Source organism: Herbiconiux moechotypicola, from assembly GCF_024979255.1.
Lineage (GTDB): Bacteria > Actinomycetota > Actinomycetes > Actinomycetales > Microbacteriaceae > Herbiconiux > Herbiconiux moechotypicola.
Map to the genome: position 1 here is coordinate 221,949 of NZ_JANLCN010000005.1, position 25,765 is coordinate 247,713.

Annotated in this window: 20 protein-coding genes; 7 read left to right on the top strand and 13 right to left on the bottom strand. The window is 70.9% G+C overall.

Features of this window, described 5'->3' with window-relative positions:
* Positions 1 to 17: 17 nt before the first annotated feature.
* The 3 genes from N1031_RS10085 to N1031_RS10095 form a co-directional block, all read right to left on the bottom strand.
* A complete protein-coding gene (locus N1031_RS10085; protein ID WP_259479502.1) occupies positions 18 to 2,045 on the bottom strand; it encodes an APC family permease in 2,028 nt (675 codons plus the stop codon).
* Between the two features lie 65 nt (positions 2,046 to 2,110).
* A complete protein-coding gene (locus N1031_RS10090) occupies positions 2,111 to 4,123 on the bottom strand; it encodes a cell wall-binding repeat-containing protein (protein WP_259479503.1) in 2,013 nt (670 codons plus the stop codon).
* 265 nt (positions 4,124 to 4,388) lie between these two features.
* The gene (locus tag N1031_RS10095) at positions 4,389 to 6,974 is read right to left on the bottom strand and encodes an ATP-dependent DNA ligase (RefSeq protein WP_259479504.1); all 2,586 of its coding nucleotides are present in this window, start codon (positions 6,972 to 6,974) and stop codon (positions 4,389 to 4,391) included.
* 37 nt (positions 6,975 to 7,011) lie between these two features.
* On the opposite strand from N1031_RS10095, the gene ku reads away from it, so the two are divergent.
* Positions 7,012 to 7,899 carry a non-homologous end joining protein Ku gene (gene ku / locus N1031_RS10100; RefSeq protein WP_259479505.1) on the top strand — a complete coding sequence of 296 codons (888 nt, stop codon included), beginning with the start codon at positions 7,012 to 7,014 and terminating at the stop codon, positions 7,897 to 7,899.
* A gap of 25 nt (positions 7,900 to 7,924) precedes the next feature.
* Here the strand turns inward: ku and N1031_RS10105 are convergent, their stop codons facing one another.
* The 5 genes from N1031_RS10105 to N1031_RS10125 form a co-directional block, all read right to left on the bottom strand.
* Positions 7,925 to 8,497: a hypothetical protein gene (locus N1031_RS10105; protein WP_259479506.1), complete on the bottom strand. Its 573-nt coding sequence runs from the start codon at positions 8,495 to 8,497 to the stop codon at positions 7,925 to 7,927.
* On the bottom strand, positions 8,494 to 8,871 hold the full coding sequence (locus N1031_RS10110; RefSeq protein WP_259479507.1) for a hypothetical protein: 378 nt from the start codon (positions 8,869 to 8,871) through the stop codon (positions 8,494 to 8,496). Before N1031_RS10110 ends, N1031_RS10105 begins: the two co-directional genes overlap by 4 nt.
* Before the next feature lie 113 nt (positions 8,872 to 8,984).
* On the bottom strand, positions 8,985 to 10,817 hold the full coding sequence (locus tag N1031_RS10115; RefSeq protein ID WP_259479508.1) for a TIGR03767 family metallophosphoesterase: 1,833 nt from the start codon (positions 10,815 to 10,817) through the stop codon (positions 8,985 to 8,987).
* Between the two features lie 176 nt (positions 10,818 to 10,993).
* Complete coding sequence (locus N1031_RS10120) at positions 10,994 to 12,376, bottom strand: hypothetical protein (protein WP_259479509.1); 1,383 nt, start codon at positions 12,374 to 12,376, stop codon at positions 10,994 to 10,996.
* 76 nt (positions 12,377 to 12,452) lie between these two features.
* Positions 12,453 to 13,778 carry an alpha/beta hydrolase gene (locus N1031_RS10125; RefSeq protein ID WP_259479510.1) on the bottom strand — a complete coding sequence of 442 codons (1,326 nt, stop codon included), beginning with the start codon at positions 13,776 to 13,778 and terminating at the stop codon, positions 12,453 to 12,455.
* An 83-nt stretch (positions 13,779 to 13,861) separates the two neighbouring features.
* On the opposite strand from N1031_RS10125, the gene N1031_RS10130 reads away from it, so the two are divergent.
* Positions 13,862 to 15,244, top strand: coding sequence for a glycine--tRNA ligase (locus N1031_RS10130; RefSeq protein WP_259479511.1), 1,383 nt, complete (start codon positions 13,862 to 13,864; stop codon positions 15,242 to 15,244).
* Here the strand turns inward: N1031_RS10130 and N1031_RS10135 are convergent.
* Complete coding sequence (locus tag N1031_RS10135; protein WP_259479512.1) at positions 15,214 to 16,086, bottom strand: helix-turn-helix transcriptional regulator; 873 nt, start codon at positions 16,084 to 16,086, stop codon at positions 15,214 to 15,216. The genes N1031_RS10130 and N1031_RS10135 overlap by 31 nt on opposite strands.
* Before the next feature lie 101 nt (positions 16,087 to 16,187).
* On the opposite strand from N1031_RS10135, the gene N1031_RS10140 reads away from it, so the two are divergent.
* Positions 16,188 to 16,937 (top strand): SDR family oxidoreductase, encoded by a 750-nt coding sequence (locus tag N1031_RS10140; protein WP_259479513.1) that lies wholly within the window; start codon positions 16,188 to 16,190, stop codon positions 16,935 to 16,937.
* Positions 16,938 to 17,034: 97 nt separating this feature from the next.
* On the opposite strand, the gene N1031_RS10145 is transcribed toward N1031_RS10140, so the two are convergent.
* The 3 genes from N1031_RS10145 to N1031_RS10155 are packed head-to-tail and all read right to left on the bottom strand — an operon-like array spanning position 17,035 to position 20,200.
* Complete coding sequence (locus tag N1031_RS10145; RefSeq protein ID WP_259479514.1) at positions 17,035 to 18,276, bottom strand: ABC transporter permease; 1,242 nt, start codon at positions 18,274 to 18,276, stop codon at positions 17,035 to 17,037.
* The gene (locus N1031_RS10150) at positions 18,273 to 19,136 is read right to left on the bottom strand and encodes an ABC transporter ATP-binding protein (protein WP_259479515.1); all 864 of its coding nucleotides are present in this window, start codon (positions 19,134 to 19,136) and stop codon (positions 18,273 to 18,275) included. The genes N1031_RS10145 and N1031_RS10150 overlap by 4 nt, the downstream gene beginning before the upstream one ends.
* A complete protein-coding gene (locus tag N1031_RS10155; protein ID WP_259479516.1) occupies positions 19,133 to 20,200 on the bottom strand; it encodes a permuted SH3 domain-containing protein in 1,068 nt (355 codons plus the stop codon). The genes N1031_RS10150 and N1031_RS10155 overlap by 4 nt, the downstream gene beginning before the upstream one ends.
* Before the next feature lie 103 nt (positions 20,201 to 20,303).
* On the opposite strand from N1031_RS10155, the gene N1031_RS10160 reads away from it, so the two are divergent.
* Together N1031_RS10160 and N1031_RS10165 are read left to right on the top strand one after the other, a co-directional pair.
* Entirely contained in the window at positions 20,304 to 20,819 is a 516-nt protein-coding gene (locus tag N1031_RS10160) for a GNAT family N-acetyltransferase (protein ID WP_259479517.1), read from the top strand.
* Positions 20,820 to 20,835: 16 nt separating this feature from the next.
* Positions 20,836 to 21,762, top strand: a complete 927-nt coding sequence (locus N1031_RS10165) for a DMT family transporter (RefSeq protein WP_259479518.1) — start codon at positions 20,836 to 20,838, stop codon at positions 21,760 to 21,762.
* Positions 21,763 to 21,783: 21 nt separating this feature from the next.
* On the opposite strand, the gene N1031_RS10170 is transcribed toward N1031_RS10165, so the two are convergent.
* On the bottom strand, positions 21,784 to 22,560 hold the full coding sequence (locus N1031_RS10170) for a MerR family transcriptional regulator (protein ID WP_259479519.1): 777 nt from the start codon (positions 22,558 to 22,560) through the stop codon (positions 21,784 to 21,786).
* 73 nt (positions 22,561 to 22,633) lie between these two features.
* Between N1031_RS10170 and N1031_RS10175 the strand changes: the two genes are divergently transcribed.
* The gene (locus N1031_RS10175; protein WP_259479520.1) at positions 22,634 to 23,590 is read left to right on the top strand and encodes an aldo/keto reductase; all 957 of its coding nucleotides are present in this window, start codon (positions 22,634 to 22,636) and stop codon (positions 23,588 to 23,590) included.
* A complete protein-coding gene (locus tag N1031_RS10180; RefSeq protein WP_259479521.1) occupies positions 23,587 to 25,500 on the top strand; it encodes an alkaline phosphatase family protein in 1,914 nt (637 codons plus the stop codon). The genes N1031_RS10175 and N1031_RS10180 overlap by 4 nt, the downstream gene beginning before the upstream one ends.
* The last annotated feature ends 265 nt before the right edge of the window (positions 25,501 to 25,765 follow it).

Genomic DNA, 25,765 nt, shown 5'->3' on the forward strand with positions numbered 1-25,765 from the left:
GTTTAGCACGCGGGTCTTCAGCGTCGCCGGTGACCGGACGCGCCTGTCTGATGCGGCTTCCTCGCGATCGGGCGCACCGGCTCGCCGCGGCGCTCCTGGCCCGGGAGCGGGCGGGATCGCTTGCCGTAGAGGATCTCCGAGGAGTCCAGGAGCCACGGCACGAGCGCGATCGTGACGCCGTGCACGAGCATGAGCTTCTTGCGGATGCGCCGCGCCTTGTGGTTGTGCAGGATGGTCTCCCACCAGTGCCCCACGATGTAGATCGGGGTGTACACGGTGACCACCTCGGAGCCGTGCTCCGCCCGGTGTTTCAGGATGTACTGGCAGAGCGGCTCCGCCACGTCGCGGTAAGGCGACTCGATGATGTTGAGCGGCACCTCGATGTTCATCGCCTGCCAGTCGCTCTCGAGCTGAGCGGTCTGCTCGTCGTCGATGGAGAGGTGCACCGCCTCGATGGAGTCGTGGCGCGCCGCGATCGCGTAGTCGAGGGCCTTCAGCACCGGCTTCTGCATGCGGCCCACCAGCACGATGGCGTGGTCGCCCGTGGCGCCGAAGGTGGTGTGGGGGTCGACCTCGACCTCCTTGTTCACGTCGCGGTAGTAGCGGTTCACGCCCATCATGAGCAGGAACAGCACGGGCATGATGGCGAACACGAGCCAGGCGCCGTGGGTGAACTTCGTGATGGTCACCACGATGAGCACGACGGCCGTGAACACAGCGCCCACCGCGTTGATGGCGAGGGAGCGGATGACTGCGGGGCGCTCCGCGCATCCGTTCTTCAGCATCGTGAGCCAGTGCTTCACCATGCCCGTCTGGCCGAGGGTGAAGGAGACGAACACCCCGATGATGTAGAGCTGGATGAGCTGGGTGAGGTTGGCCTGGTAGACGATGAGGATGGCCGTGGCGGCGAGGGCCAGCACGATCATGCCGTTGGAGAACACGAGGCGGTCGCCGCGGGTGAGCATGGCCTTGGGGGCGTAGGAGTCCTTCGCCAGCACCGAGCCGAGCAGAGGGAAGCCGTTGAACGCGGTGTTGGCCGCGAGCAGCAGCACCGCGGCCGTGGCGGCCTGGATGACGAAGAACATGATCGAGTTGTTGCCGAAGGTGGCGGCGGCCACCTGGGCCATGAGACTGCGCTGCGGGGTGGTCTCGCAGTTCGCGAAGCCCACGAGGTGGCAGGCGTTCTCGGCGTAGTGCACGTTCGAGATCAGCGCGACCGCCGTGAGCCCGGCGAACAGGCAGATGGCGATGCCGCCCATGAGCACGAGGGTGCGCTGCGCGTTGCGGATCTTCGGGGTGCGGAACGCGGGCACGCCGTTCGAGATGGCCTCGACGCCGGTGAGCGCCGAACACCCGCTCGAGAACGCGCGCAGCAGGAGCAGGATCATGGCCGCCTGGGTGAGCTGCTCGGCCTCCACGTCGAAGCCGGCGGACTCGGCCACCGGGGCGTCGCCGAGAGCGGTGCGCACGAGGCCCACCACGATCATGACGGCCACGCTCACCACGAACAGGTAGGTGGGGATGGCGAAGGCCTTGCTCGACTCACGCACGCCCCGGAGGTTGACCGCCATGAGGATGACGACGAAGCCCACCGCGATCTCGACCCGCCACGGATTCAGCTCGGGGATGGCCGAGATGATGTTGTCGACGCCCGAGGCCACCGACACGGCGACGGTGAGCACGTAGTCGACGAGAAGAGCGGATGCGACGACGAGACCCGCCTTCTCGCCCAGGTTCTTGTGGGCGACCTCGTAGTCGCCGCCGCCCGAGGGGTAGGCCTTCACCAGCTGCCGGTAGCTGGCCACCACCACCACGAGCAGCAGCACCACGGCGGCCGCCACCCAGGGGGCGAAGGTGAGGAAGGAGAGCCCGCCGATGAGCAGGATCATGAGCAGCTCCTGTGGCGCGTAGGCCACCGAGGAGAGCGGATCGCTCGCGAAGATCGGGAGGGCCAGACGCTTCGGGAGGAGCTGCCCTTCGAGCTTGTCGCTCGGCAGCGGATCGCCGATCAGCCAGCGCTTCGGCGAACGGGTTTCGTTGACCACGAGCGAGAACACTACTCGCGCCCAACCCAAAGTCAAGTCGGCCCGGCGGTCGTGTATTCCCGATCTCACCCCGCCTGGCCGAGCAGCGCCCTCAGGCGGGTGAGAACCGCCGGTGAGACGGTGTTCGTGCCGCCGAGCACGACGATGCGCCTGGCCCCGAGTCGGGTGATCTCGTCAGCGACCGAGGTGGGCACCGAGTCGGGCGCGACGAGGAGGATCGGCGCTCCGTTGGCCGCGGCGGCACTACCCCCGGCGAGCGCATCGGGGAAGACCGCTCCCGAGGCCACGAACACCGCCGGGGCGCCCGAGGGATACGCCGCCCGGGAGACGGCCGCTGAGCCCGCGTAGCGGTCCGGGCCCGCGATGCGGCTGGTGGGTGCGATCGCGCCGAGTTCCGTGGCCACCCGGGCGCTCACGGTGCTCTCGCCGCCCAGCACGACGATCTTTCCAGGGGCGAGGCGCCTCAACTCGGCCGCGACGACGGCGGGGACGCTGTCGCGGGTGACGAGCAGGAGTGACGCCCCACCGCCTCCGGCGGCGCTCGCCGCTCCTCCCGCGAGGGCGTCGGGGAACACCTCCCCCGACGCCACGTAGGCCACGGGCGTTGCGGCGGGGAAGGCGTCTTGCGAGATGCGTGCGGAGACTTCGTAGCGGTCGGCGCCACCGAGTCTCGTGACGGGGGCGTAAGAGCGCAGAGCGCGTTCGACGGCGTCGCCCACCGACGCGGTTCCGCCCAGCACCACTATCCGCTTCGGCCGGAGCCGTGCCAGCTCGGCGCCCACGGCGGTCGGGACAGTGTCGCGCGCGACGAGGAGCACGGGTGCCTTCTTCGCCGCCGCGGCGGCCGACCCTGACAGGGCGTCGGGGAAGGTCGCGCCCGACGCCACGTAGACGACGTCGCCCCCGCTCGCGAACTCCCTCCGCGACACCGCGGCCGAACCGTCGAATCGATCGACACCGCTCAGTCGCGACAACGCAGCAGTGGTATCTATATCGATCACGGCGACGGTGTTCGTCACCGACGCCGTGACGAGCAGCTCGCGACGACCAGGATCGACAACCATGCCACCTGCGCCATAGCCGAAGTCGGCCGAGGTGCTTCGTTCGATCGTGCGTGTGATCTTCAGCGACGAGGTATCGATGGCAACGATCCGGTCTTTTGACGCGACCAAGACCTGGCCTCCGACGGAATCTGCGGTGACCCACCAGGCTCCTGACGGGATGCCGGCCGATTCGTCGTGGGGGAGCACGGCCACAACGGAGTTCGACCGTGTGTCGATGACCGAGATCGTGTTGTCGCCGCTGTTCGTGACGAACGCTCGATGAGTACCTGTGTCGACCGCGATCTCACGGGGCGCGTCTCCGATACCGCGGCCTGCATCGTGCGGGATGACCGCGATCACGTTGTTGCGCCGCGTGTCGATGACGGAGACGGTGTCGTCGCTGTTGTTGGTGACGTACGCGCGGTGCAACTCCTGATCGATCGCGATCCCGATCAGGAAGGTGCCGATCCCCGCGACCGGATCGTGCGCGATCACGTCGATCACCGTGTCGCTGACGGTGTCGATGACCGAGACCGTGCCGTCGACGAGGTTCGTCACGTACGCCCGGCGCAGAGTGGTGTCGATCTCGATCGCGCTGGGGTGCGCTCCGATGCCTCTGGTCGAGTCGTGCGGCAGTACCTTCAGCACTCGATTGGTGGGGATGTCGATCACGGACACGGTATCGGAGTTGTAGTTGACGACGTAGGCCTTGCGGCCGGCCTCATCGATCGCGACGGACGACGGGCCGTCGCCGATGCTGGTGGCACCGTGGGGGATGGTGGCCGTGACCTCGCGCGACACGGTGTCGATCACGGACACCGTTCCCTCGAAGGTGTTCGCGACGTAAGCCTGGTGCGAGCGCGGATCGACGGCCACATCGACGGGTGCCGGGTCGGGTCGCGTCTCCGAGACGATGCGGATCTTCGCGAGCACGAAGTTGGTCGCTGATGCCGGCTGGCCCACGGTGATGAGCCCGACGACCACTCCGACGGCGGCCGTCGACGCCAGAATCCACCGCAATGATGATCGAGCCATCCTCACATACTAAGTGAGGATGACTCTATCTGAAACCCTGCTACTCCTCGCCGGGGATGTCGCTGTCGGTGTACTCGCCCTCGTCGGGCTCGGGGGTGAAGACGTCTTCGTCTTCGGTGTCGGTGTACTCGCCGTCGCGTTCGCCGCGCTTCTCGGTCATGAGATCCTCCTCGATGTCGTGATGCCGAACGGCCTCTGTCGCGAAGCTACCACTCGCCGCCATCCGCCGACAGAGTTCGCACGGATGTGCAGCGGGCGCGCCCGATCAGCTCTCCCGCACCACCTCGGAGGGCGACTTGTCGGGGCGCCAGCCGCGCCACACGGCGTGCCGGATGCGCCCCGACGAGGTCCACTCCGCGAACTCGACCTCGGCCACGAGCAGCGGCTCCACCCATCGGGCGTCGCGGGCGTCGAGAGCGGGTACGTCGTCGACCGGAGGGAGGGGGCGCGCTGTCCCCGACGTCAGCTCCAGGGGCGCCAGGCGGGCGGTGATCTCGTCGAGCTGCCGCTCGGTGAACCCGCTGCCGACCCGGCCCGCGTAGACCAGCCGGCCGCGCGCATCCGGAACCCGCGCATCCGGAACCCCCATGAGCAGCGAGCCCACGCGCGACGACCGTGTGCCCTGACCAGGCCGCCAGCCCACGATCACCACCTCCTGGGTCAGCCGGTGCTTGATCTTCAGCCAGTCACGGGTGCGGGTGGAGCGGTAGGGACTGTCGCGGCGCTTGGCCATCACGCCCTCGAGGCCGAGCTGGCGGCTCGCCGCGACGGCGTGTGCGAGGTCACCGTCGAACGCGGGTGGCAGGTGCAGCGGGCCGTCATCGGCGGGTACCTGCCCGGTGAGGGCCTCGCGGCGGGCCTCGTACGATTCGTCGGTGAGCGGGCGGCCGTCGAGCTCGAGCAGGTCGAACACGAAGTAGTCCACCGTCACCTTGCGCCGGGCGGCCTCCACCTCGGCGGGCTTCGTGAGCCCCATGCGCTGCTGCAGCCGACCGAAGCTCGGGCGGCCCGAAGAGTCGAGGGCGACGAGCTCCCCGTCGAGCACGAGCGACCGGTCGGGGTGCAGCGCGGCCAGGGCGTCGACCACCTCCGGGTAGCCGGCGGTCACGTCGTTGCCGTTGCGGGTGCGGAGGGTGACGGTACCGTGGTCGGCGCGGGCGATCGCGCGGATGCCGTCCCACTTCATCTCGAAGGCGTACTCCGAGTCGTCGGAGATGTCGGCGGCGCTCGCCGCGGTGGCGAGCATCGGCGTCAGTCCTGCCGGCGTCGGACCGCCTCGGGGAGTTCGGGAGGACGATGCGGCAACCGCCGGCCGGCCTGGGCGTCGGTTGCCGGCTCCTTCTCCCGAACGTCGCTCACCGTTCATCAGGTGGATCAGCCACTGATCGGCGCCCCGCCCCGCACCGCCCGTGTGGATGAGTGCCAGCCGCCGCGCCTCGCCCAAGCCGCCGCTGGGCTGCCCGTGCAGCGTCGCGATCACCTCTTCCCCCTCGCGCCACTTCTCGAGCTCGTAGGTGCCGAAGTCCCAGATGGTGACCGTGCCGGCACCATATTCCCCTTTCGGAATGGACCCCTCGAAGGTGCCGTACTCCAGCGGGTGGTCCTCGGTCTGCACGGCGAGATGGTTCTGGCCGGGGTCGGTGGGGACACCCTTCGGCAGCGCCCACGACACGAGCACGCCGTCGTGCTCGAGTCGGAAGTCCCAGTGCAGCCGGGAGGCATGGTGCTCCTGGATCACGAAGGAACGGCCATCGGATGCGCGGGGCGGCGCCGCCGGCACGGGCTCGGGCGTCTTCGAGCCGTCGCGCTTCGAGCGGTAGACGGTGAGGCGGTCGCGCGCGGTGCCGTGCGCATCCTTCCCGCCAGCCGCCTCGCGACCGCGGGCGGACTTCGGCGGCCGGTCGGAGTGCCACTCGCCCCCGGGCACCTCCACCGACCCTGGCGCGTCCGCCGCCTCGGCCAGCGGGTCGGCACGGTGCCGCATCCGCTCGAGCACCTCGCCGAGTTCGAGCTGCCGCAGGCCGGGCGACGAGATCTCGCGCCAGCTCCGCGGCACGGCGACGGTCGGATGCGCGCGGCCGCGCAACGAGTACGGGCAGATGGTGGTCTTGTTGCGGTTGTTCTGACTCCAGTCGACGAGCACCTTGCCGCCGCGCAGTGACTTCTTCATGTCGGAGACCACGAGGTCGGGGTGGTCGGCCTCCAGCACCCGGGCGAGCTCGTGCGCTACCGCCGACACCTCGTCGGAGCTCTGCCGCCCGTCGAGCGCCGCGTAGAGGTGGATGCCCTTCGAGCCGCTGGTCACCGGCACCGGCTCCAGCCCCATGCCGATCAGGAGCGTGCGCGCCAGCTTCGCCACCTCGGCGCACTCGGCGAGGCCCGCGCCCTCGCCCGGGTCGAGGTCGATCACCAGCCGGTCGGGGTTCTTGGGGCGGCCGTGCGCATCCACCCGCCACTGCGGCACGTGGATCTCGAGCGCCGCGATCTGCGCCAGCCAGGCGAGCGTGGCCTGGTTGTTGACCAGGGGATAGACGTTCACGTGGTCGGAGTGTTCGATGCTCACCCGCCGCACCCACTCGGGGGTGCCGTCGGCGAGGTTCTTCTGAAAGAACACCTCGCCCGGCTGTTCGTCGGTGCCTACGCCGTGCACCCAGCGCTTGCGCGTGGCCGGGCGGTTGCGGGCGTGCGGGATGAGGACGGACGCGATCTCCGCGTAGTAGTGCATCACCTCGCCCTTGGTGGTACCCGTGGCGGGATAGAGCACCTTGTCGAGATTGGTGATGCGCAGGCGGTGACCGCCGACGCTCACGGTCTGCCCGGCGTCGTTCGATCCTCTCGCTTTCGCGGCCATGCTTTCATCCTGGTGCCTGATCGCGGTTGAATGGCATATGCGATCCATCTGGAAGGGCGCGATCACCTTCGGCCTGGTGAACGTGCCGGTCAAGGTCTACGGCGCCACCGAAGACCACGACATCTCCCTGCACCAGGTGCACGAGGCCGACGGCGGCCGCATCCGGTACCAGCGCCGGTGCGAGATCGACGGCAAGGTCATCGACTACGCCGACATCGCGCGGGCCTACGACGACGGCGAGCGCACCGTCATCCTCACCAAGGACGACCTCGCCTCGCTGCCCGAGGAGCGCAGCCGCGAGATCGAGGTGGTGGAGTTCGTGCCGAGCGAACAGATCGACCCGATCATGCTCGACAAGAGCTACTACCTCGAGCCCGACTCGAAGTCGCCGAAGGCCTACGCGCTGCTGCGCAAGACGCTCGAGACCACCGACCGCACGGCGATCGTGCACTTCGCCCTGCGGCAGAAGACCAGGCTCGGAGCCCTGCGGGTGCGGGGTGACGTGCTCGTGCTGCAGGGGCTGCTGTGGGGCGACGAGGTGCGCGAGGCAGCGTTCCCCGCGCTCGACGAGCCCACGCGGGTGTCGTCGCAGGAGCTCGAGATGGCGATGTCGCTGGTGGACCAGTTCTCGTCGGACTTCGCGCCCGAGAAGTTCTCCGACGACTATCAGCAGCAGTTGCGCACGCTCATCGAGGCGAAGCTCGAGGCGGGAGACTCGGTCGACACGGATGCGACGTTCGGCCGCGATGCCTCCTCGGGCGACGGCGGGGGCGAGGTGCTCGACCTCATGGAGGCGCTGCGACGGTCGGTGGAGAAGAGCCGCGGCGGCGGCGACGCGCCGGCGGAGAAGGCCCCTGCGAAGAAGACGTCCGGCGCTGCACCCGCGAAGAAGGCGGCGTCGAAGAAGTCGACCAAGGCCTCCTGACCGGGTGCACTGACGGTTCGGGTGGTCAGGCTCGGGCGGCGAGGGCTGACCAGCGGTCGATGACCACGGTGCCGAGGGTGCCGGCGACGAGCCAGGTGACGATCGAGGCGGGTGCGCCGGTCACGAAGAGGCCGAACAGCAGCGCGGCGACCCAGCCCAGCACGACGGCGAGCGCGGTGGCGAGCGCGAGGGCTACGACCCTCCAGGGATGGCGCCGCACGAGTGACCCGGCACCGCGAGGACCGGCACCGGCGATCAGGAGGCACCCGATCGGCACCACGAGCAGGACGAGGTAGGGGGAGGCCACTGCCACGGCCGCCGCTGCGACGCCGGTCGCGGCGGTGAGCGCCAGGATCCGGCGCGGGGAGGCCGCTGCGGTGGCGGCTGGTGCGGCGATGAGCCACGCGGCGGTGGTGGCGGCGAAGAGGGCGACACCGGATGCGGCGGCGAGCGCGAGGGCTGCCGTGCTGAGGGGCAGGGGCGGTGCGATCCACACCAGGAGGCCCTGCACGAGGGCGCCGAGCACGACGACGACGGCGAGCCACGCGGCGGTACGCAGGCCGCTGCGGCGAAGGGGCAGCGACGGTTCGTGGCTCACGGGCGGGCCGCCTCGTCGAGCACCTGCTGGAGGTCGCCGGTGAAGAGGGTGTCGCCGTCGACGGTGACGGTGAGCACGGCGTCGGCGGCGGTGCTGGACACCACCTCGATCGCTTGGCCCGAGGTGGTGCTGCCTGTGCACGTCACGATCGTGCCGCCGGTGCCGGCCGGTGTGGCCGGGGTGGCGGCAGGGGATGACGTGTCGTCGTCAGCCGCGGCGCAGGTGGGGACCTCGAGCAGGTCGACGCCGTGGGCGAGCAGCACGTCGATCGCGCCGTAGCGCACCTCGGCCACGGCGTTGCCGCCCACCGGCGCGAGGGCCGCCACCTGGGTGCACCCGGCGAGCGCGACCGCGGCGCCCGCGGCGACGACCACGGCGACCCCGAGGCGAGGGCCGCGCCCGCGGCGAGCGCCACGCCCGCGACCCGTTGCGCGCGAGCCACCCGTTCCGCGCCCGCGACCAACCCCGCTCACGCCACCCGCCCCGATCACGAGAGCCCCGCCTCGTGCTGCAGCAGGCGGGCGCGCTCGACGAGGTGCTGGGCTTCGAGCGCCGCATCCGTCACCCGCGAGAGGTCGAACGGCGCGGGCAGCAGCAGCTCGGTGTTGCGGTCGAGCGCCGAGCCGCGGCGCATGAGCGGGGTCTCGGCCCAGTCGTTGGAGGCGAGTTCGCGGCTGCGGGAGGCCAGGGTGAGGTAGTCGCCGCCCGAGCCGGGCTGCGCATCCGCCGCGTGGTCGACCACGGTGGTGAAGATCGAGAGGGTGCCGTCGCGGTTGTCGACGAGCTCCACCATCTGCTGCTGCTGCGGAAAGTCGATGCACGAGGCGGTCGTGATCTCCCAGAACCCGCCACCCCCGCCGGGCCGCTGGTGCGCCAGGATCTGGTTGAGATGCGTGTGCCGGTTGAGCCACCCCACCATCACCGGGTAGTGCAGCAGCATCGCCACGAACTCCTCGGCCCCGTAGAGCTTCTCGTTCTGCCCGGGTCGCTGTGCGCGGTTCTCGAGCGTGACGCTGTTGTGGTGGCTGAGCACCAGCGCGAGCACCCCGTCGGCGGTGGCCTGCTCGAGCTGTGCCCGCAGCCACACGAACTGCGACTCGGGCACGGCGCCGTCGGGCCCCGCCACCTGGTTGCAGGTGTCGAGGCCGAACACGCGCACCCAGGGGGTGAGGTCGGCGCTCCACCAGGTGCGGCCGGTCTCGAGGTTGTCGCGGGTGAAGCCGTGGCCCACGGGCCCAGGGGACTGCGTCGTCTCGAAGTGCTGGGCCATGAAGTCGGCCTGGTCGAAGAGGGCGCGGGCGGGATCGGCCGGCACCGACCGGAAACCGGGCCGGAGCCCCAGGGCGAGACCCAGCGCATCCAGCCCCTGTTGCAGCACGCCCGTGCTCGACGCGTAGCCGCCGAGCGCCAGCGACGCGGTGCCCTCGAGCGTGTACGACTTCTGTCCGCCGACCGCGAGGGCGCGCAGCTGCGAGTCGAGCCCGAAGGTGCCGAGCAGCAGGGTCTCGTGGTTGCCGTACACCGTGTACCAGGGTGCGGGCAGGCCCACCGAGGGCACGGGCTGCGCGATGGCCTGGTCGAGCAGCTCGGGCAGGGTGGGGAACCCGTAGTCGCCGAAGGATCCTCCCGCGGGGTCGCCCGGGCGGTAGGCCCACACGGCCTCGGCCCAGGCTTGCACGCCCTCGAAGGTGTCGCTCGTCTTCGGGTCGACTTCGAGGCCGTCGAGCAGGTCGATGTACCAGCGCAGCTCGCGCATCGAGTGCATGTCGGCGCGGTCGCCCGTGACCACCGCGGCGCTCATCGGCGCGCCCGTGAGCGGGCTGTAGCGCAGGTCGGACATCGATTTCACCATCGAGGCGATCACGTGCGGGCTGAGCGGGTCTTGCGGGTGGAAGGCCGAACCCCAGGCGGAGTGGTTCTGCTCGATCATGGGCTCGATGCGTCCGGGCGACTGGGCGTCGATCACGTGCATGTCGGAGAGGTGGCCGAGGTAGAGCAGTGAGCGCCGGGCGGCGGCGCGGTCGGGGTTCGCGGCGTGGCCGAGCACGTCGAGACGGGGCAGGTAGGGCTCGCCGGGGCCCGTCACGAGGGTGCGGTAGGAGCCCTTCTGCACGGCGCCCTGCAGCACGGTCTGCTCGAGGGTGCTGGGGGCGGGGCCTGCGGCTGCGGCGGCCGCGCGGCCCTGGGTTCCGGATGCGCCACCGCCGGGCAGGGCGGGCTCGGCCGCGAGTGCCGGGCCGAGGGTCTCGACGGGGACGGCGTGCGCGGCCGCGAGGGCGGTGACGGCCGCGATGAACTGGCGGCGCGAGAGTCCGGGCACGGTACCTCGGTGGTGATGGGGAAGCGGGTCGGGTGCTTCCGACAGTAGCGGTCGCCGGATGCGCGCGGCCACACCCGGAATGGGGGTCAGGTGGGGCTGGGCGGCGTCGCGGGTGGGGCGTGGCGGGAGGGACCGGCCGAGGTAGGTCGCGCCGGGGGACGGCCGGTGCGGACGGGTCAGCCGGCGGAGCCCGGCCCGGGTTCGATCATGGGCAGCTCGGAGTCGGTGTCGGAGTCGTGGTCGTGGCGCGCAGCCGAGGACGCCGCCGGGTGCGAGCGGGCCGCAGCGTCTGCGTCTGCGCGCGCCAGCGCATCCGCCACCGCTCCCTCGGACGCCGGAGCCGCGCCCGCGCGGCGGCGGCGGTACGCCCCGCGCACCGCGAGCGCCGAGCGCGCCCCGTCGATCAGCGGGTGGAAGAACGCCGTGCGGTACCCCGCGTTCGTCACCACCGACACGAGGAAGTTGAGCGACGACACGCAGCTGAGGAACACGGCCGTCTTCACCAGCGCCCAGGTGAACGGCACCTCCACGCCGAACAGCTCGATCTCGGTGAGCCGTCCGCCCACCCACTCCTCGAGCACCTCGCGTGAGAACGCCAGGCCGCCGAGCAGCATGAGCACCACCCACACGATCACGGCGAACACGAGCGTCTGCAGGGCCAGCGACACCACGAGCACCGCCCAGAGGTTGGCGCGCTCGAGCCGCCGCAGCGGCGGGCCGGGCTCGGTGGCGTAGGCGCTCAGCGCCTCGAGTCCCGCGCTGCGCACCGAACGGATGCGGTCGCCCGGCGCGATGGTCTCGTCGAGCTCGCGCATCTCGGTGCGGCCGATCGGCAGCACGAACAGCAGCCCGAGCACCGCGAAGAACACCGCCACGGCGAACAGGCGCGCCACGGACATGGTGCTCGTCACCTCCCACACCGGCCGGGAGAAGAACGCGAACACGATGACGAGCATGAGGATGGGGAGGGCACGGGTGACGAGGGCGCCCACGGCGGAGAGCTGCTGCACGGCGGCCCGGCCCGTCCAGGCGAGCAGCGAGCCGACGCCGAGCCAGGTGAGGGCGACGGCCACGAGCACGATCGCCAGGTGGAGCGCTGCCCGCCAGAGCGCGGTGGCCGAGTCGTCGACGATCGCGCCCACCACTGGCAGCACGACGAGGTAGAGGGCCAGGGCGACGATGCCGGTCGGCAGCGCGGCGGGCGGGCGGCGGCGCAGGATGCGCGCGGAGGCCACCGCGAGCAGGATCGGCAGCGCGATGGTCGCGGCCGCGCCGAGCACGAGGGCGGCGAGGAAGAGCAGGGCCAGTGCGTCGGAGTCGGTGTCGAAGTCGAGGTCGATCAGCGGGGTGAGGAGGGCCAGCACCGCGGCGGCGACGAGATAGACCACGAAGGGGGTCACGCGCGAGACGAGCTGCTCGCCCGCCGCGCCCGCCCGCACGAACGACGGAAGGCCGACGCCGCGCAGCCAGCGCTCGACCTCGCGGTCGTCGCCTGCAGGAGGCGGCACGCTCACGCCGGCACCGCTCGCGCCCGGCTCGGTCTCACCGACCCCGTTCATCCGGCCGCCCCGCGCATCCCGGCCCCGTTCATCCCGCCCATCTCTCCATCGTGGCATGGTCGCTCAGCAGGGGCGCTCAGCCCAGGCCCCACTCGGGGTAGAGCACCGCGAACGCCCGCTCGAAGCCGTACTCGATGGTGGCCGACTCGTGCCCGGTGCCCGGCGAGATGACGAGGTGGGTGCGCATGCCGGCCTCGGTCGCCGCGGCGAACAGGGTCCTCGTGGCGGTGAGGTAGGGCTCGTCGTCGGAGCCGTCGGCGAACACGGCCGTGGTCTCGGCGTAGAGCGCCGCCGTGGCGGGGTCGGCGGCGCCCGCCCGCAGCAGGTTGAGCGGTTTCGCCGCGTCGTAGGCTGCCTGGTCGCCGCCGAAGCCTATGTCGAGGGTCTCCTCGTCGGTGCCGAGGTCGGGTTCGAGCTCGCCCGAGATGTCGATGATCGACCCCCAGCGCTCGGGGTTCGCGGCGCCCGAGGCGATGGCGCACTCGCCGCCGTTGGAGAAGCCGGCGATGGTCCAGTACTCGCGACCGGGCAGCACGTTGAAGGTGTCGGCGATGAAGGCGGGCGCATCCGTGTTCACGTAGCGGAAGGCGTCGCCCTGGTAGCCGTCGACGCAGAGCGGGTTGTTGGCCGACGAGCCGCCGAGGTGGTCGATCGACACGACGATGGGGGCGAGCCCGTCGTGCGCGGCGGCGTACCCGTCGAGCACGGTGCCGATGTCGGCGACGTCGGGAGCACCCGGCTGCCCGCTCAGGAAGACGACCACGGGCAGAGCGGGCGCATCCGGCAGCTGCGCGGCGGGCGGCAGGTAGACGACCGCGTCACGTGGGGTGAACGAGGGATCGCTCGCGGGGATGGTGACGGTGCCGTGGATGCTCGTGGTGGGCATGTCGACCGGGGCCTGCCACGAGTCGGCGAGCGGGCCTTCGGGGTTCACCGAATGCGGGGCGAGGGAGGCGAGGTCGAGCGGCTTCTCGGTGGAGACGTCGAGCAGGTCGCCGAGGTTCTTGAGGATGCCGAAGTCGGCCGAGATGCCGAGCGTGGCGGTCCAGGCGAAGAGCGCGATCGCCCACACCGCCACGAGCTTGCGCCACCAGCGCGAGCGCCAGAGGTTCACGACGGCGAGGGCCACGGATGCGCCGGCCAGCACGATCCAGGCGCGCGCCGTGATGGTCATGGGCGAGTTGAAGACGTTCAGCACGTCTTGCACCACGAAGGTGGCCAGGAGCGCGGCGAGGGTTCCGCCGACGAGAGCGCTCGCCGCGGTCACGACCCAGCGCCGGGTGGGGCGGCGCAGCAGGAGGAAGAGGAACACCGCGGCGGCGAGGGCGTAGGTGCCCCAGAGGAACGGGCCGTCCACGATGCGGATCTCGAGGATCAGCTCCACCGGGCCCTCCTCCGTCATCGGGCCTCCTGTCGCCTCACACTAGAATTGTCGCTGATCCAGCGCGAGCAGCCGGCCGCGCGGAGATAACCGGAGCCTCACCCATGCCTGCATCCCGTCTCGATTCTGTCATCGCCCTCGCCAAGCGCCGGGGCTTCGTGTTCCCGACGGGTGAGATCTACGGCGGCACGCGCTCCGCGTGGGACTACGGGCCCCTCGGTGTGGAGCTCAAGGAGAACATCAAGCGCCAGTGGTGGAAGTTCATGGTGCAGGGCCGCGACAACGTCGTGGGCCTCGACTCCGCCGTCATCCTGCCGAAGGCCGTGTGGGAGGCCTCCGGCCACGTGGAGGTGTTCACCGACCCCCTGGTGGAGTCGCTGCACACGCACAAGCGCTACCGCGCCGACCACCTGCTCGAGGCCTACGAGGAGAAGCACGGCCATCCGCCCGTGAACGGGCTCGCCGACATCCGCGACCCCGACACCGGGCAGCCCGGCTCGTGGACCGAGCCGAAGAACTTCTCGGGCCTCATGAAGACCTACCTCGGCGCCGTCGACGACGAGTCGGGCCTGCACTATCTGCGCCCCGAGACGGCGCAGGGCATCTTCGTCGACTTCAACGCGGTGCTGAACTCCTCGCGCCAGAAGCCGCCGTTCGGAATCGGCCAGATCGGCAAGAGCTTCCGCAACGAGATCACCCCCGGCAACTTCATCTTCCGCACCCGCGAGTTCGAGCAGATGGAGATGGAGTTCTTCGTCAAGCCCGGAGAAGACGAAGAGTGGCACCAGTACTGGATCGACCAGCGGTTCCAGTGGTACGTCGACCTCGGCATCGACCCGTCGAATCTCCGTCTGTTCGAGCACCCCGCCGAGAAGCTGTCGCACTACTCCAAGCGCACGGTCGACATCGAGTACAAGTTCGGCTTCGTGGGCTCGGCGTTCGGCGAGCTCGAGGGTGTGGCCAACCGCACCGACTTCGACCTGTCGACGCACTCGAAGGCCTCCGGCACCGACCTGTCGTACTTCGACCAGACCACCGGCGAGCGCTGGACCCCCTACGTCATCGAGCCCGCAGCGGGCCTCACCCGCTCGCTCATGGCCTTCCTGGTCGACGCCTTCCACGAAGACGAGGCGCCCAACACCAAGGGCGGGGTCGACAAGCGCACCGTGCTGAAGCTCGACCCGCGCCTCGCGCCCGTGAAGGCGGCCGTGCTGCCGCTCTCGCGCAACGAGGCCCTGTCGCCGCTCGCGCGCACCCTCGCGGCCGACCTGCGCAAGAACTGGAACGTCGACTTCGACGACGCCGGGGCCATCGGCCGCCGCTACCGCCGTCAAGACGAGGTGGGCACGCCGTTCTGCATCACGGTCGACTTCGACTCGCTGGACGACAACGCGGTGACCGTGCGCGAGCGCGACACCATGGGCCAGGAGCGCATCTCGCTCGACCGGCTCACCGGCTACCTGGCCGAGAGGCTCGTCGGCGCGTAGGAGCTGCCCACCACCATCAGGAGCTCCAGTTTCTCGGCGCTCTCGGTGCCGGGGGTGGCGGTGAACACGAGCAGCGACTGCAGCTGGTCGGGGTCCATCACGACCTGGCAGAACAGGTCGAGTTCGCCGACGTGCTCGTTGACGAAGCGCTTCTCGTCGGAGTAGCGGAGGGCGACCTCGCCGCGGTTCCAGATCTCGGCGAACTCGGGGCTCTCGGTCTTGAGGCGCTCCACGAGGGCGGCGGCGTCCGATCCGGGGCCGGCCGCGGCGGCGGAGGCGCGGAGCTGGGCGACGCGCACCTCGCTGTGGTGGGGGTGGTGCTCGGCGGGGTAGATGCGACGGGCGTGGTCGGGATCGAGGAACCAGCGGTAGACGGCGCTGCGGCGGTGGTCTGAGGTTCCGCCGCTTGCGCTCGTCTGGTCGCCCAGGAGTGCGATGGCTCCGGCGTTCTGCACGAGCACCTCGTGCATCGAGCCGATGATCTGGGCGGGGGTGTCGGCGAGGCGGTCGAGGATGCGCATGAGGCCGGGGCTGACGTGCTGCTCGCTCGACGAGGTGCGGGCGGGCGGGCGGTGGCCGGCGAGCAGGAAGAGGTGGTCGCGCTCGGCGAGGCTGAGGCGCAGGGCGCGTGCGAGGGCCGCGGTGATCTGCTCGGAGGGCTGGATGCCGTCGCCGCGTTCGAGCCGCGCGAGGTAGTCGGTGGACATGCCGGCGAGTTCGGCGACCTCTTCGCGCCGGAGGCCGCTGGTGCGGCGCCGGGTTCCGCGCCGCAATCCCACGTCTTCGGGTTGGAGCGCCTCGCGTCGCGCTCGCACGAATTCGCCGAATGCCGTCACGTCCATTCCTCCACTGTCGCGCGTCTTCGCGAAGTTATCCACTGATCGGCGGTCAGCGGATGCGGCTGTCCTGGATGCGGGCGGGATTCGGGTCTGGAATGGTCACCATGGACATCACAGGGAACACCGTCTTCATCCCCGGCGCGACCTCGGGCATCGGCCTGGGGCTCGCCCTCCGCCTGCACGCGGCCGGCAACACGGTCATCATCGGCGGCCGTCGGGCCGAGCTGCTCGAGTCGATCGCCGCCGAGCATCCGGGCATCCACACCGTGGTGATCGACACCACCGACCCCTCGTCGATCGCTTCGGCGGCGTCGAGCGTGCTCGCTTCGCATCCCTCGCTCAACGTGCTCGTGGCGATGGCGGGCATCATGCTGCCCGAGAACCTGCGCGACCCCGCCTTCCTCGAGGTCGCCGAGCGCACCGTCGTCACGAACCTGCTGGGGCCGATCAGGCTCGTGGCGGCGTTCGAGCCTGCGCTCGAGCGGCAGCCTTCGGCGGCCATCATCACGGTGACGTCGGGGCTGGCTTATGTGCCGCTGCCGGCCACGCCCACCTACAGTGCGACGAAGGCCGCCATCCACTCGTTCAGCGACGCGATGCGGGTGCAGCTCGCCGACACCTCGGTGCAGGTGATCGAGCTCGCGCCGCCCGCCACGCAGACCACGCTCATGAACCTCGACCAGAACCCGCACGCGCTGCCCCTTGACGACTTTCTCGACGAGGTGATGCAGCTGCTCGCCAGCCAGCCCGACGCCGAGCAGATCCTCGTTGAGCGGGTGAAGAACCAGCGCTTCGCCGAGGCCGAGGGCCGGTACGCCAGCGTGCTCGCCGCCCAGTCGGGCCGGGCCAACTAGCGTCGGTGCGGGCGCACGCTCGTGTCGCGGGGGCGGCGTGCGCCTGCGCCCGGTCTGGGCGCGTTCGGGAGGATGAGCCGCGATGTGCTGAGGCGGGTCAGTAGCGGATGGCGTCGATGACCTTGACGCGCACGGCGACGAGGGCGGGGAGGAGGCCGGCGAGGGCGCCGACGAGGGTGGCGGAGGCCAGGCCGAGGAGGGCGGCGTCGACCGGGAAGGGCGGGAAGTCGCTCACCATGCCCTGGCCCACGAACTCCTGCACCATCGGCGACTGCACCAGCAGCACCGCCGCCATCACGCCCACCGCGCCCGCGGCGACGGTGGCCACCACGCTCTCCATCATCACGGCGAAGAACACCCGCCCCGCCGTCGCCCCGAAGCTGCGGCGGATGCCGATCTCGCGCACCCGCTGCTTCACCGTGACGAGGGCGATGTTCACCAGCCCGAGCGCGCCGAGCAGCAGCACGAGCACCGCGATCCCTCCCACCACGAGCTTGGTGACGAGGAACGGGTCGTCGCCGTACTGCGCGTAGTCCTGCCGGTTCACGTCGACCTGCACGCCGTCGCCGAGCGCGGCGCCGATGTCGCGCCGCACCAGCTCGGTGAGTTCGGTGGAGATGGCCGGCGGCACCCACATCTCGTACTGAGTGCCGCCGCCGTAGGGGTCGGACTCCGTGCCGCCCGACGGGTCGGCCGCACGCACCGCGGCGAGCTGGTCGGCGAGGAGGTACATCGACGGTTCGGTCTCCCACGACGCCGCCGGGTAGACGCCCACCACGATCGCGGTGGCGCCGTGATCGCCACCGAGCCTCACCGTGGGGTGGGTGGCGAGGTCGGGGCGCCCGATCCTGTCCCAGAACACCTCGTTCACCACGAGCGCCGGAGCGAGGCGTGCGGCATCGGCCTCGGTGAACCACGACCCCTCCGTGATGCGGAGGCGGTGCATCTCGCCGTAGGGCAGGTCGACGGCCTGCGCACCCACCTGCAAGCCTCCGGTGACGAAGGGCACGAGCAGCATGGTCTGCGCCACGCGGCTGGCGTAGTCGACGTGGTAGCGGTCGAGGGTCTCCTGCCACGCCGCGTCCATGGCCTCGGCGTCGAGCGTGCCGCCGTCATTGGTGTAGGCCGAGACGTACAGCGTGGCGGGCCGCCCGCTGGAGCGCTCGCTGAGCTCTTCGTTGGCCTGCTGCACGATCGCGCCGAGCGCGACCACCGTCGTGAGCGAGCACACCGCCACCGCGACCCCGATGAGCGAGAGCAGCACCCGGGTGCGGTGCACCCGCAGCTCCTGCCAGGCCTCGAGCACCGCACCCACGAAGCCGGTGAGCGCCCGCCTCACGAGTCGGCCCCGGGGGTGGGGGAGGTGGAGGGGCCAGGACCGGTGGAGCCGCCGGCGGGGATCTTGCCAGCGAGGATCTCGCCGGTTCGGTATGGCGAAGTGGTGTCGCAAGCGGGCGGGGCGTCGCCGGCGATCGTGGCGGCAGCCGGCGGGGCGTCGCCGTGGAGGTCGGCGGGGTCGTCGACGCGGGTGAGCACGCCGCGGTCGAGGCGGTAGTGGTCGTGGGCGCGGCGGGCGATCGCCGGGTCGTGGGTGATGGTGACGAGCGCGGCGCCGGTGCGGGTGGCCACCTCGTCGATCAGCTCCATCACGCTCTGCCCGGTGTCGAGGTCGAGAGCGCCGGTGGGCTCGTCGGCGAGGATGAGCTCGGGTCCGCGCACGAGCGACCGCGCGATGGCCACCCGCTGCTGCTCCCCGCCCGACAGTCGGTCGGGCATGCTGTCGAGGCGGTGGCCGAGCCCCACCTGCTCCAGCATCTCGGCGGCCAGCGTGCGCCGTCGCCAGAACTGGCGCCCCTCGGCGTAGTGCAGCGGCATGGTGACGTTCTCGAGCGCCGTGCGCCCGGGCAGCAGGTTGAACTGCTGGAACACGAAGCCGATCCTGGCCCCGCGCATCCGGTCGCGTGCCGCCCCCGAGATCGACTTCGCCGGCCGGCCGTCGAACTCGAGCACGCCGCTGGTGGGCAGGTCGAGCAGCCCCATGAGGTTGAGCAGCGTCGACTTGCCCGAGCCCGACCGCCCCACGATCGACACCCGGTCGCCGGGCGACACCGTCAGGCTGACGCCGTTCAGGATGGTGAGCGCCGGCTGATCGGGCGGCAGCACCGTGCGCGTGACGTCTTCGAGCCGCAGCAGGGTCACGACACCGAACCGCACATCATGCTGCCGTCGGGCATGGCGGTGCAGTCTCCGCCGAAGCCGTCGACCATGCCGCCGCCGGGCACGGCCATCGCTCCCGGCGCGAACTGCAGGATCTCCTCGCCCTCGGTGAGCCCGCCGGTGATCTCGACCATGCTGCCGTCGCTGAGCCCGAGCCCCACCGGGCGCTCCTCGGTCGACCCATCGGCGGCCGACACCCACACCGTTCCGCTCTGCGCGGCACCCCGCACCGCGGTGGTGGGCACCACGAGCACGTTCTCGGCCTTGCCGCCCGCGATCGTCATGTCGGCCGCCAGCCCCGAGAACACCGTCACGCCGTCGGGCACCGGACAGCTCACAGTCGTTCCCGAACCGCTCCCGCCCGAGACGCCCCCGCCACCGCCCGCGCCCACGTCGCCACCCTCGTCGCCGGTGCTGCCCGGCAGGGGCGTGACGATGCGCAACCCCGTGCACGTGAACGGCTCGGGCCCCCCGGTGATGGCGATCGACGCCTCGGTGGGCTGGGTGAGGAGCCGGTACTGCTGCGCCGGCTCGAGCGAGCCCGACACCGAGAAGGTGGGCGGGGCGATCTGGCCGGCCACCATGCCGACCGTCACGTCTTGGCCCGGGATGACGCCGAGCGAGCTGAGGGTTCCGGAGGCGGGCGCCGTCACCTGCTCGTAACGGAAGAGGGGCGGCAGTGGCTTCCCCTCCGCATCCACCGACTCCGACGGGTCGCGCTCGATGGTGACCTTCACGTCGAAGATCACGTCGCCGGCCGCGACCGCCGCGCCCTGCGCCGCGAACAGCTCGTCGACCGTGCCCGCCGCCGTGGACTTCACCGGCACGGCGGCGTCGGCCGAGACGGTCGCCTTCACCACCACGTCGTTCGTGATGCTGCCGAGGGCGACCGGGATGCGCGGCTCGACGATCTCGCCCGTCGGAACCGCAGGATCGGCCTCCTCGGCCTGATCGGGGAAGAACGCGAGCCTGCCGAGCGCCACGGCGATCACCGCGATGAGGACGATCCGGATGATGGGGAAGACCCATCGGCGTGCGATGCCCAAACAGTGCTCCTCGGTCGGTCGGCGCCGTCACCCGGGTTGCCCCCGGGCGCACGAGCCCCCATCCTAACCATGCGGGGTGACCGGCAAGCCAGGGAGATGAGCAATGTTCGTGGAAGACTTCGAGGTGCGCCGCACGGTGGAGGAGGACTGGGAGAGGGTGCGCGACCTGCGCCTGGAGATGCTCGCCGACACCCCCTTGGCGTACCTGGAGACCCTCGAGCAGGCTGGGCGGAGGCCGGAGAGCCACTGGAGGGGCTGGGCCCGCGACGGATCCTCGGAGGGGTCGATCACGGTCGTAGCGGTCACCGCCTCCGGCCGCTGGGTGGGCACCATGATGTCGAAGGTGCCGCGTGGCGCATCCGGAGCCTTCCTCTATGGCGTCTACGTGGCGCCCGACGCGCGCGGAAGGGCCGCGGGGGTGACGGATGCGCTGCTGGAGCGGGTGGAGAGCTGGGCGTCGGAGCGCGGCGACACCCTCACGCTCGAGGTGCACGAGCGTAACCTGCGCGCCCGGGCGGCGTACACCTCCCGTGGATTCGTGGAGACCGGCGCCACCACGCCGTACCCGCTGGCCGCCGGCGGGCTCGAGGTTGTGATGGTCAAGCGCCTCTCGACCTGAGCCGTAGGCTGAGCCTGTGGGAGCAGGGCGCCGGAGGGCGGTGACGGCGACGGTCTCCCTCGTCGCGGCCACGCTGTTCTGGGCCGGCAATTACGTGGTGGGCGAGACCGCGGTGACCGCGCTCGACCCGGTGAGCCTGGTGCTGCTGCGCTGGGCGTTCGCCGCCGTGCCCCTGCTCGTGATCGCGCAGCTCGTGGAGCGCCCGCGCTGGCGCGAGGTACTGCGGGCGTGGCGGTGGATCGTGGTGCTGGGCCTGCTCGGCGTGCTCGGCTACACCCTCATCCTCTACGAGGCGCTGCGGTTCACGGATGCGTTCAGTGCGTCGGTCATCAACGCCTTCAACCCGGCGATGATCAGCATCGCCGCCGTGCTCTTCTTGCGCCAGCGACTGGGTCTGCGTGCGATCGCGGGGATCGTCATCGCGCTCGTCGGCGTCTTGATCGTGCTCAGTCGCGGGTCGGTCGAGGTGCTGCTCGAGGGCGGATTCGGTCTCGGCGACCTGCTCATGGTGGGTGCGGGAGTGGCCTGGACCGCCTACACGATCGTCGGTCGTCGCGCTCCCGCCGTGCCGCCGATCACCTCGACCGCGCTTCAGGCGGTCGTCGCGGTCATCGCCATCGCGCCGGTCTCGCTCGCCCTCGGTGGCCCGGCGATGCCGCCCGACGCCTCCGTCTGGGGCGCGCTGGCGTTCATCGTGGTGTTCCCGTCGGTGCTGTCGTACCTGCTCTGGAACCGGGCGCTCGAGGTCGTTCCGCCGGCCCGTGCGGGCGTGTTCCTCAACCTCATCACCGTGTTCACGGCGCTGCTCACCCTGCTCACCGGCCACCCGCTGGGTGCGGCGCAGATCATCGGCGGGGTGGTGGTGATCGCGGGCATCGTGCTCACCAACCTCTCCCCGTCGCGCCGCGCCCGCGGGCCCGCCGCCGGCGGCGGAGCCGGCTGAGCCTGCCGACCCGGTCGGGAGTCACTCGAGCGACAGCGCGAAGTGGGCGAGCGCGTCGCGCACGAAGCGTGCGCCGTCCAGGCCGCCGTAGTTCGCGGCGAAGCGCTCGTCGGTCAGGTAGAGCTCGCCGAGGCCGGTGAGGTAGTCGGCCGCGAGGGCACCGGATGCGGAACGCGGCACCCCGGGAATGCCGGCGAGCCAGTCGTGGTGGCGCGCCGCGAGGGCCTGTGCCTCGGCGCCGGCGGGGTCGAGACCGCGTTCGGCCGCATCCTGCCAGTCGGCGTTGAGCGCGGAGAGCGCGCCCTGCCACTGCGCCTTCTGTTCGTCGGACTGCGACGACCACCAGGCGTCGCCCGCGGCGTAGGCGTCGGCGCCCCAGCGCTGTTCCACCTCCTCGCGGTGCCGCGTGTGGTCGAAGCCGTCGAACATCGTCTCGGCCATGAGTGCTTCCTTTCTCTCGAGGGATGTGAGTGTCGAACGCACCGACGCGATCTGCCGGTCGAGCCGCGAGCGCTCCGAGTCGAGCCACCCCAGGTGGCTGCGCAGTGCATCCGTCTCGGTCGTCGCGTGACCCAGCACCTCGGCCACGGCGGGCAGGCCGAGCCCGAGTTCGCGCAGCAGCAGCACGCGCTGCAGCCGCAGCAGGGCCGCCTCGTCGTAGTAGCGGTAGCCGTTGGCGCCCACGCGCGCGGGGCGCACGAGCCCGAGGGAGTCGTAGTGCCGAAGGGTGCGGCTGGTCGTTCCGGCGAGGCGGGCGACCTCCTGGATCGACCACTCTCCGGGGGTGGCGTTCGTCATGAGAGTCAGCGTAGAACTTGACGCTGCGTCAAGGTCAAGGGCGAAGTCGGTGCCGCGTAGTAACGTCGGGAGCATGGTCAGAATCGGTACGAGCGAACTCGACGTCTTCCCCCTCTGCCTCGGTGGCAATGTGTTCGGGTGGACGGCCGATCGGGCCGCGTCGCTGGCCATCCTCGACGGCTTCGCGGCCGGCGGAGGCGACTTCGTCGACACCGCCGACGTGTACATGGCGGCGGCGCCCGGCAACTCGGGCGGCGAGTCGGAGACCCTCATCGGCGAGTGGTTCACCACCTCCGGCCGGCGCGACGAGACGGTCGTCGCCACCAAGGTGGCCAAGCATCCCGAGTTCCGGGGCCTCGCGCCCGCGAACATCCGGGCCGCCGCCGACGCCTCGCTGACGCGCCTGCAGACCGACCGCATCGACCTCTACTACGCCCACGAAGACGACCCCGAGACTCCCCTCACCGAGATCGTGAGTGCCTTCGACGAGCTCGTGCGGGTCGGCAAGGTGCGCTACCTCGGGCTTTCGAACTGGTCGCCCGAGCGGGTGCAGCAGTACCTCGACGTGGCCGACGCGGGCGGCTTCGCCCGCCCCGTCGCGCTCCAGCCGCACTACAACCTCGTGCACCGCAACGACGTCGAAGACCACCTCGCCCCGCTGGCGCTGCGCGAGAACCTCTCGGTCATGCCCTACTTCGCACTCGCGAGCGGCTTCCTCACCGGCAAGTACCGGTCGAAGGATGCGCTGGCCGGCACGACACGGGCGGGCGCGGCCTCGCGGTACGCGACCGAGCAGGGGCTCGCCATCGTCGACACGCTGGTCGAGATCGGGGACGCGCGCGGGGTGTCGGCCACGACCGTGGCGCTCGCGTGGCTGGTGGCCAAGCCGTTCGTCGCCGCTCCGATCGCGAGTGCGAGCAAGCTCTCCCAGCTGCCCGACCTGCTGGCCGTCGGGAACGTGGCGCTCACTCCCGAGGAGGAGTCGGCGCTCGACGCCGTGTCGGCGTGGAGCCCGGGGGCCGCTGCGTGACGCCGCCTTTCGGCCGACGCGGGCGCAAGGGCGCCGGGGAGCCCGACGAGTCCACCGGCCCCGCGACCACCCCCGTGCATCCGACCCCCGCGGCACCGGATGCGCAGGGTGCGGTCGCCTCTCGTCGCGCGTTCCTGAAAGCGGCGGCCGTGGGTGCCGCGGGCGCGGCCGTCGGCGGCGGGGTGGGCGCGGCCGTCGGCGCGGGCGTCTACCTGCAGGAGACCTCGCTCGACTTCGGCGCCGAACCGGTGGAGAAGGAGCCCGGGTTCGATCACCTCGTCGTGGTCATGTACGAGAACCGCTCCTTCGACAACGTGCTCGGCTGGCTCTACCGCAACGACGAGCTGAAAGACGGGCAGAGCTTCGAGGGCCTGCACCAGGGTGACCACTCCAATCCGGTGCCGGGCAGCGACGAGGTCATCAAGGCGCATCCGTACACGGGCACCACCGACGAGATCATGTCGAGCCCCGACCCCGATCCGGGCGAGGAGTACTCACACGTGAACACGCAGCTGTTCCAGAAGGTCGATCCGCCCGAGAACGCGAATCTGCACGAACACGGCCTCAAGTACCCCTACAACGCGCCGGGGCCGAACGAGCAGCCCACGATGAAGGGATTCATCGAGGACTACGTCATCAACTACCGCCACATCACGAAGGGCAAGAAGGAGGCCGGCCGCGCCGAGCAGGAGCTCGCGATGGGCTCGTTCACGCCCGAGATGCTGCCGGTGTTCTCCACCCTGGCCAAGAACTTCGCGGTCTACGACCACTGGTTCAGCGCGGTGCCCTCACAGACGTTCTGCAACCGCGTGTTCTTCCACGCCAGCACCTCGCACGGCTTCGTCACCAACCAGGGCGACGGCGGCTACAAGAAGTGGCTCGACGTGCCTGCCGACGAGTCGACGACCGTGTTCAACCGGCTCGAGGAGGCCGGCCTCAGCTGGCGCGTCTACTACGACGCCGCGCAGCTGGTGTCGATGACCGGCGTGCTGCACTCGCCGGCGCTCGAGCCGTACTGGAAGACGAACTTCCGCGTGATGGAGCAGTTCTACGACGACGTGGCGAACGGCGACCTGCCCGACTACACCTTCATCGAGCCGCGCATGATCTACAACCACAACGACATGCACCCGCCGCACGGTGTGCTGCGCGAGACCGACGACACCGGCACCGACGGCACGGCCGGGCCGGGTGTGGTGGTCGATGGGGCGGTGTCGGATGCGCGGGCGGCCGACGCGCTGCTGCACGCGATCTACTCGGCGGTGCGCGCTTCGGACTCTCCCACCGGGTCGAACGCCCTCAACACGATGCTGCTGGTCACCTTCGACGAGCACGGAGGCACCTACGACCACGTGCCGCCACCGTCGGCGGTGCCGCCGCGCGTGGGAGACCCGGGCGAGATGGGGTTCACCTTCGACCGGCTCGGCTGCCGGGTGCCCGCCATCGCGATCTCGGCATACACGGCCAAGAACACCGTGATCACCGAGCAGATGGACCACGGTTCGGTGATCGCGACCCTCAGCCGGCGGCACGGGCTGAAGCCGCTCACGAGACGCGACAAGAACTCGAACGACATGTTCAACGCGGTGAACCTCACCAAGCCCCGGCCGGCGAGCGAGTGGCCGCAGACCCTGCCGCAGTACACACCGCCGAACCCGGAGGTGAGCTTCGACGCCACCTCGGAGTCGCAGCGGGCGAAGCCCATCAGCAACCCCGCCAAGGGTCTGCTGGGGCTGCTCATCGCGAAGTACGGCGTGAAGGGTGAGACCGACCCCACCACCTACGGCGAGGCCTACGCCACCCTCATGGAGACGCAGCAGCAGACCGGCCAGCTCTTCGGCACCCTCGACTCCGTCGACGGCACCCCCACCCCGCGGGCCAGCGCCGCGCCGAGCCCCACGCCGCGCTGACGCTCGCGCTCCGCCGGCCGGCGTCACTTCCTGTCGATCGAGCCGTCGCAAAGTGCCGTCTGGAACGCGTCAAGGGGCACTTCGGGACCGGTCGATCGTCGTGTGTGGGGCGTCGGCGGTGCCGGTGCCACGCGGTGGGGAGCCTCGGCGGCGGGACCGAGCGCGTCCTCACCCCCCCCCCCGCGCGTCCGCACCCCACCCTCGCGATCCGCCAAGAAGTCGTGCATCTCGCGCAAGTCAGGAGGATTTTTGGCGGGTCGCGAGG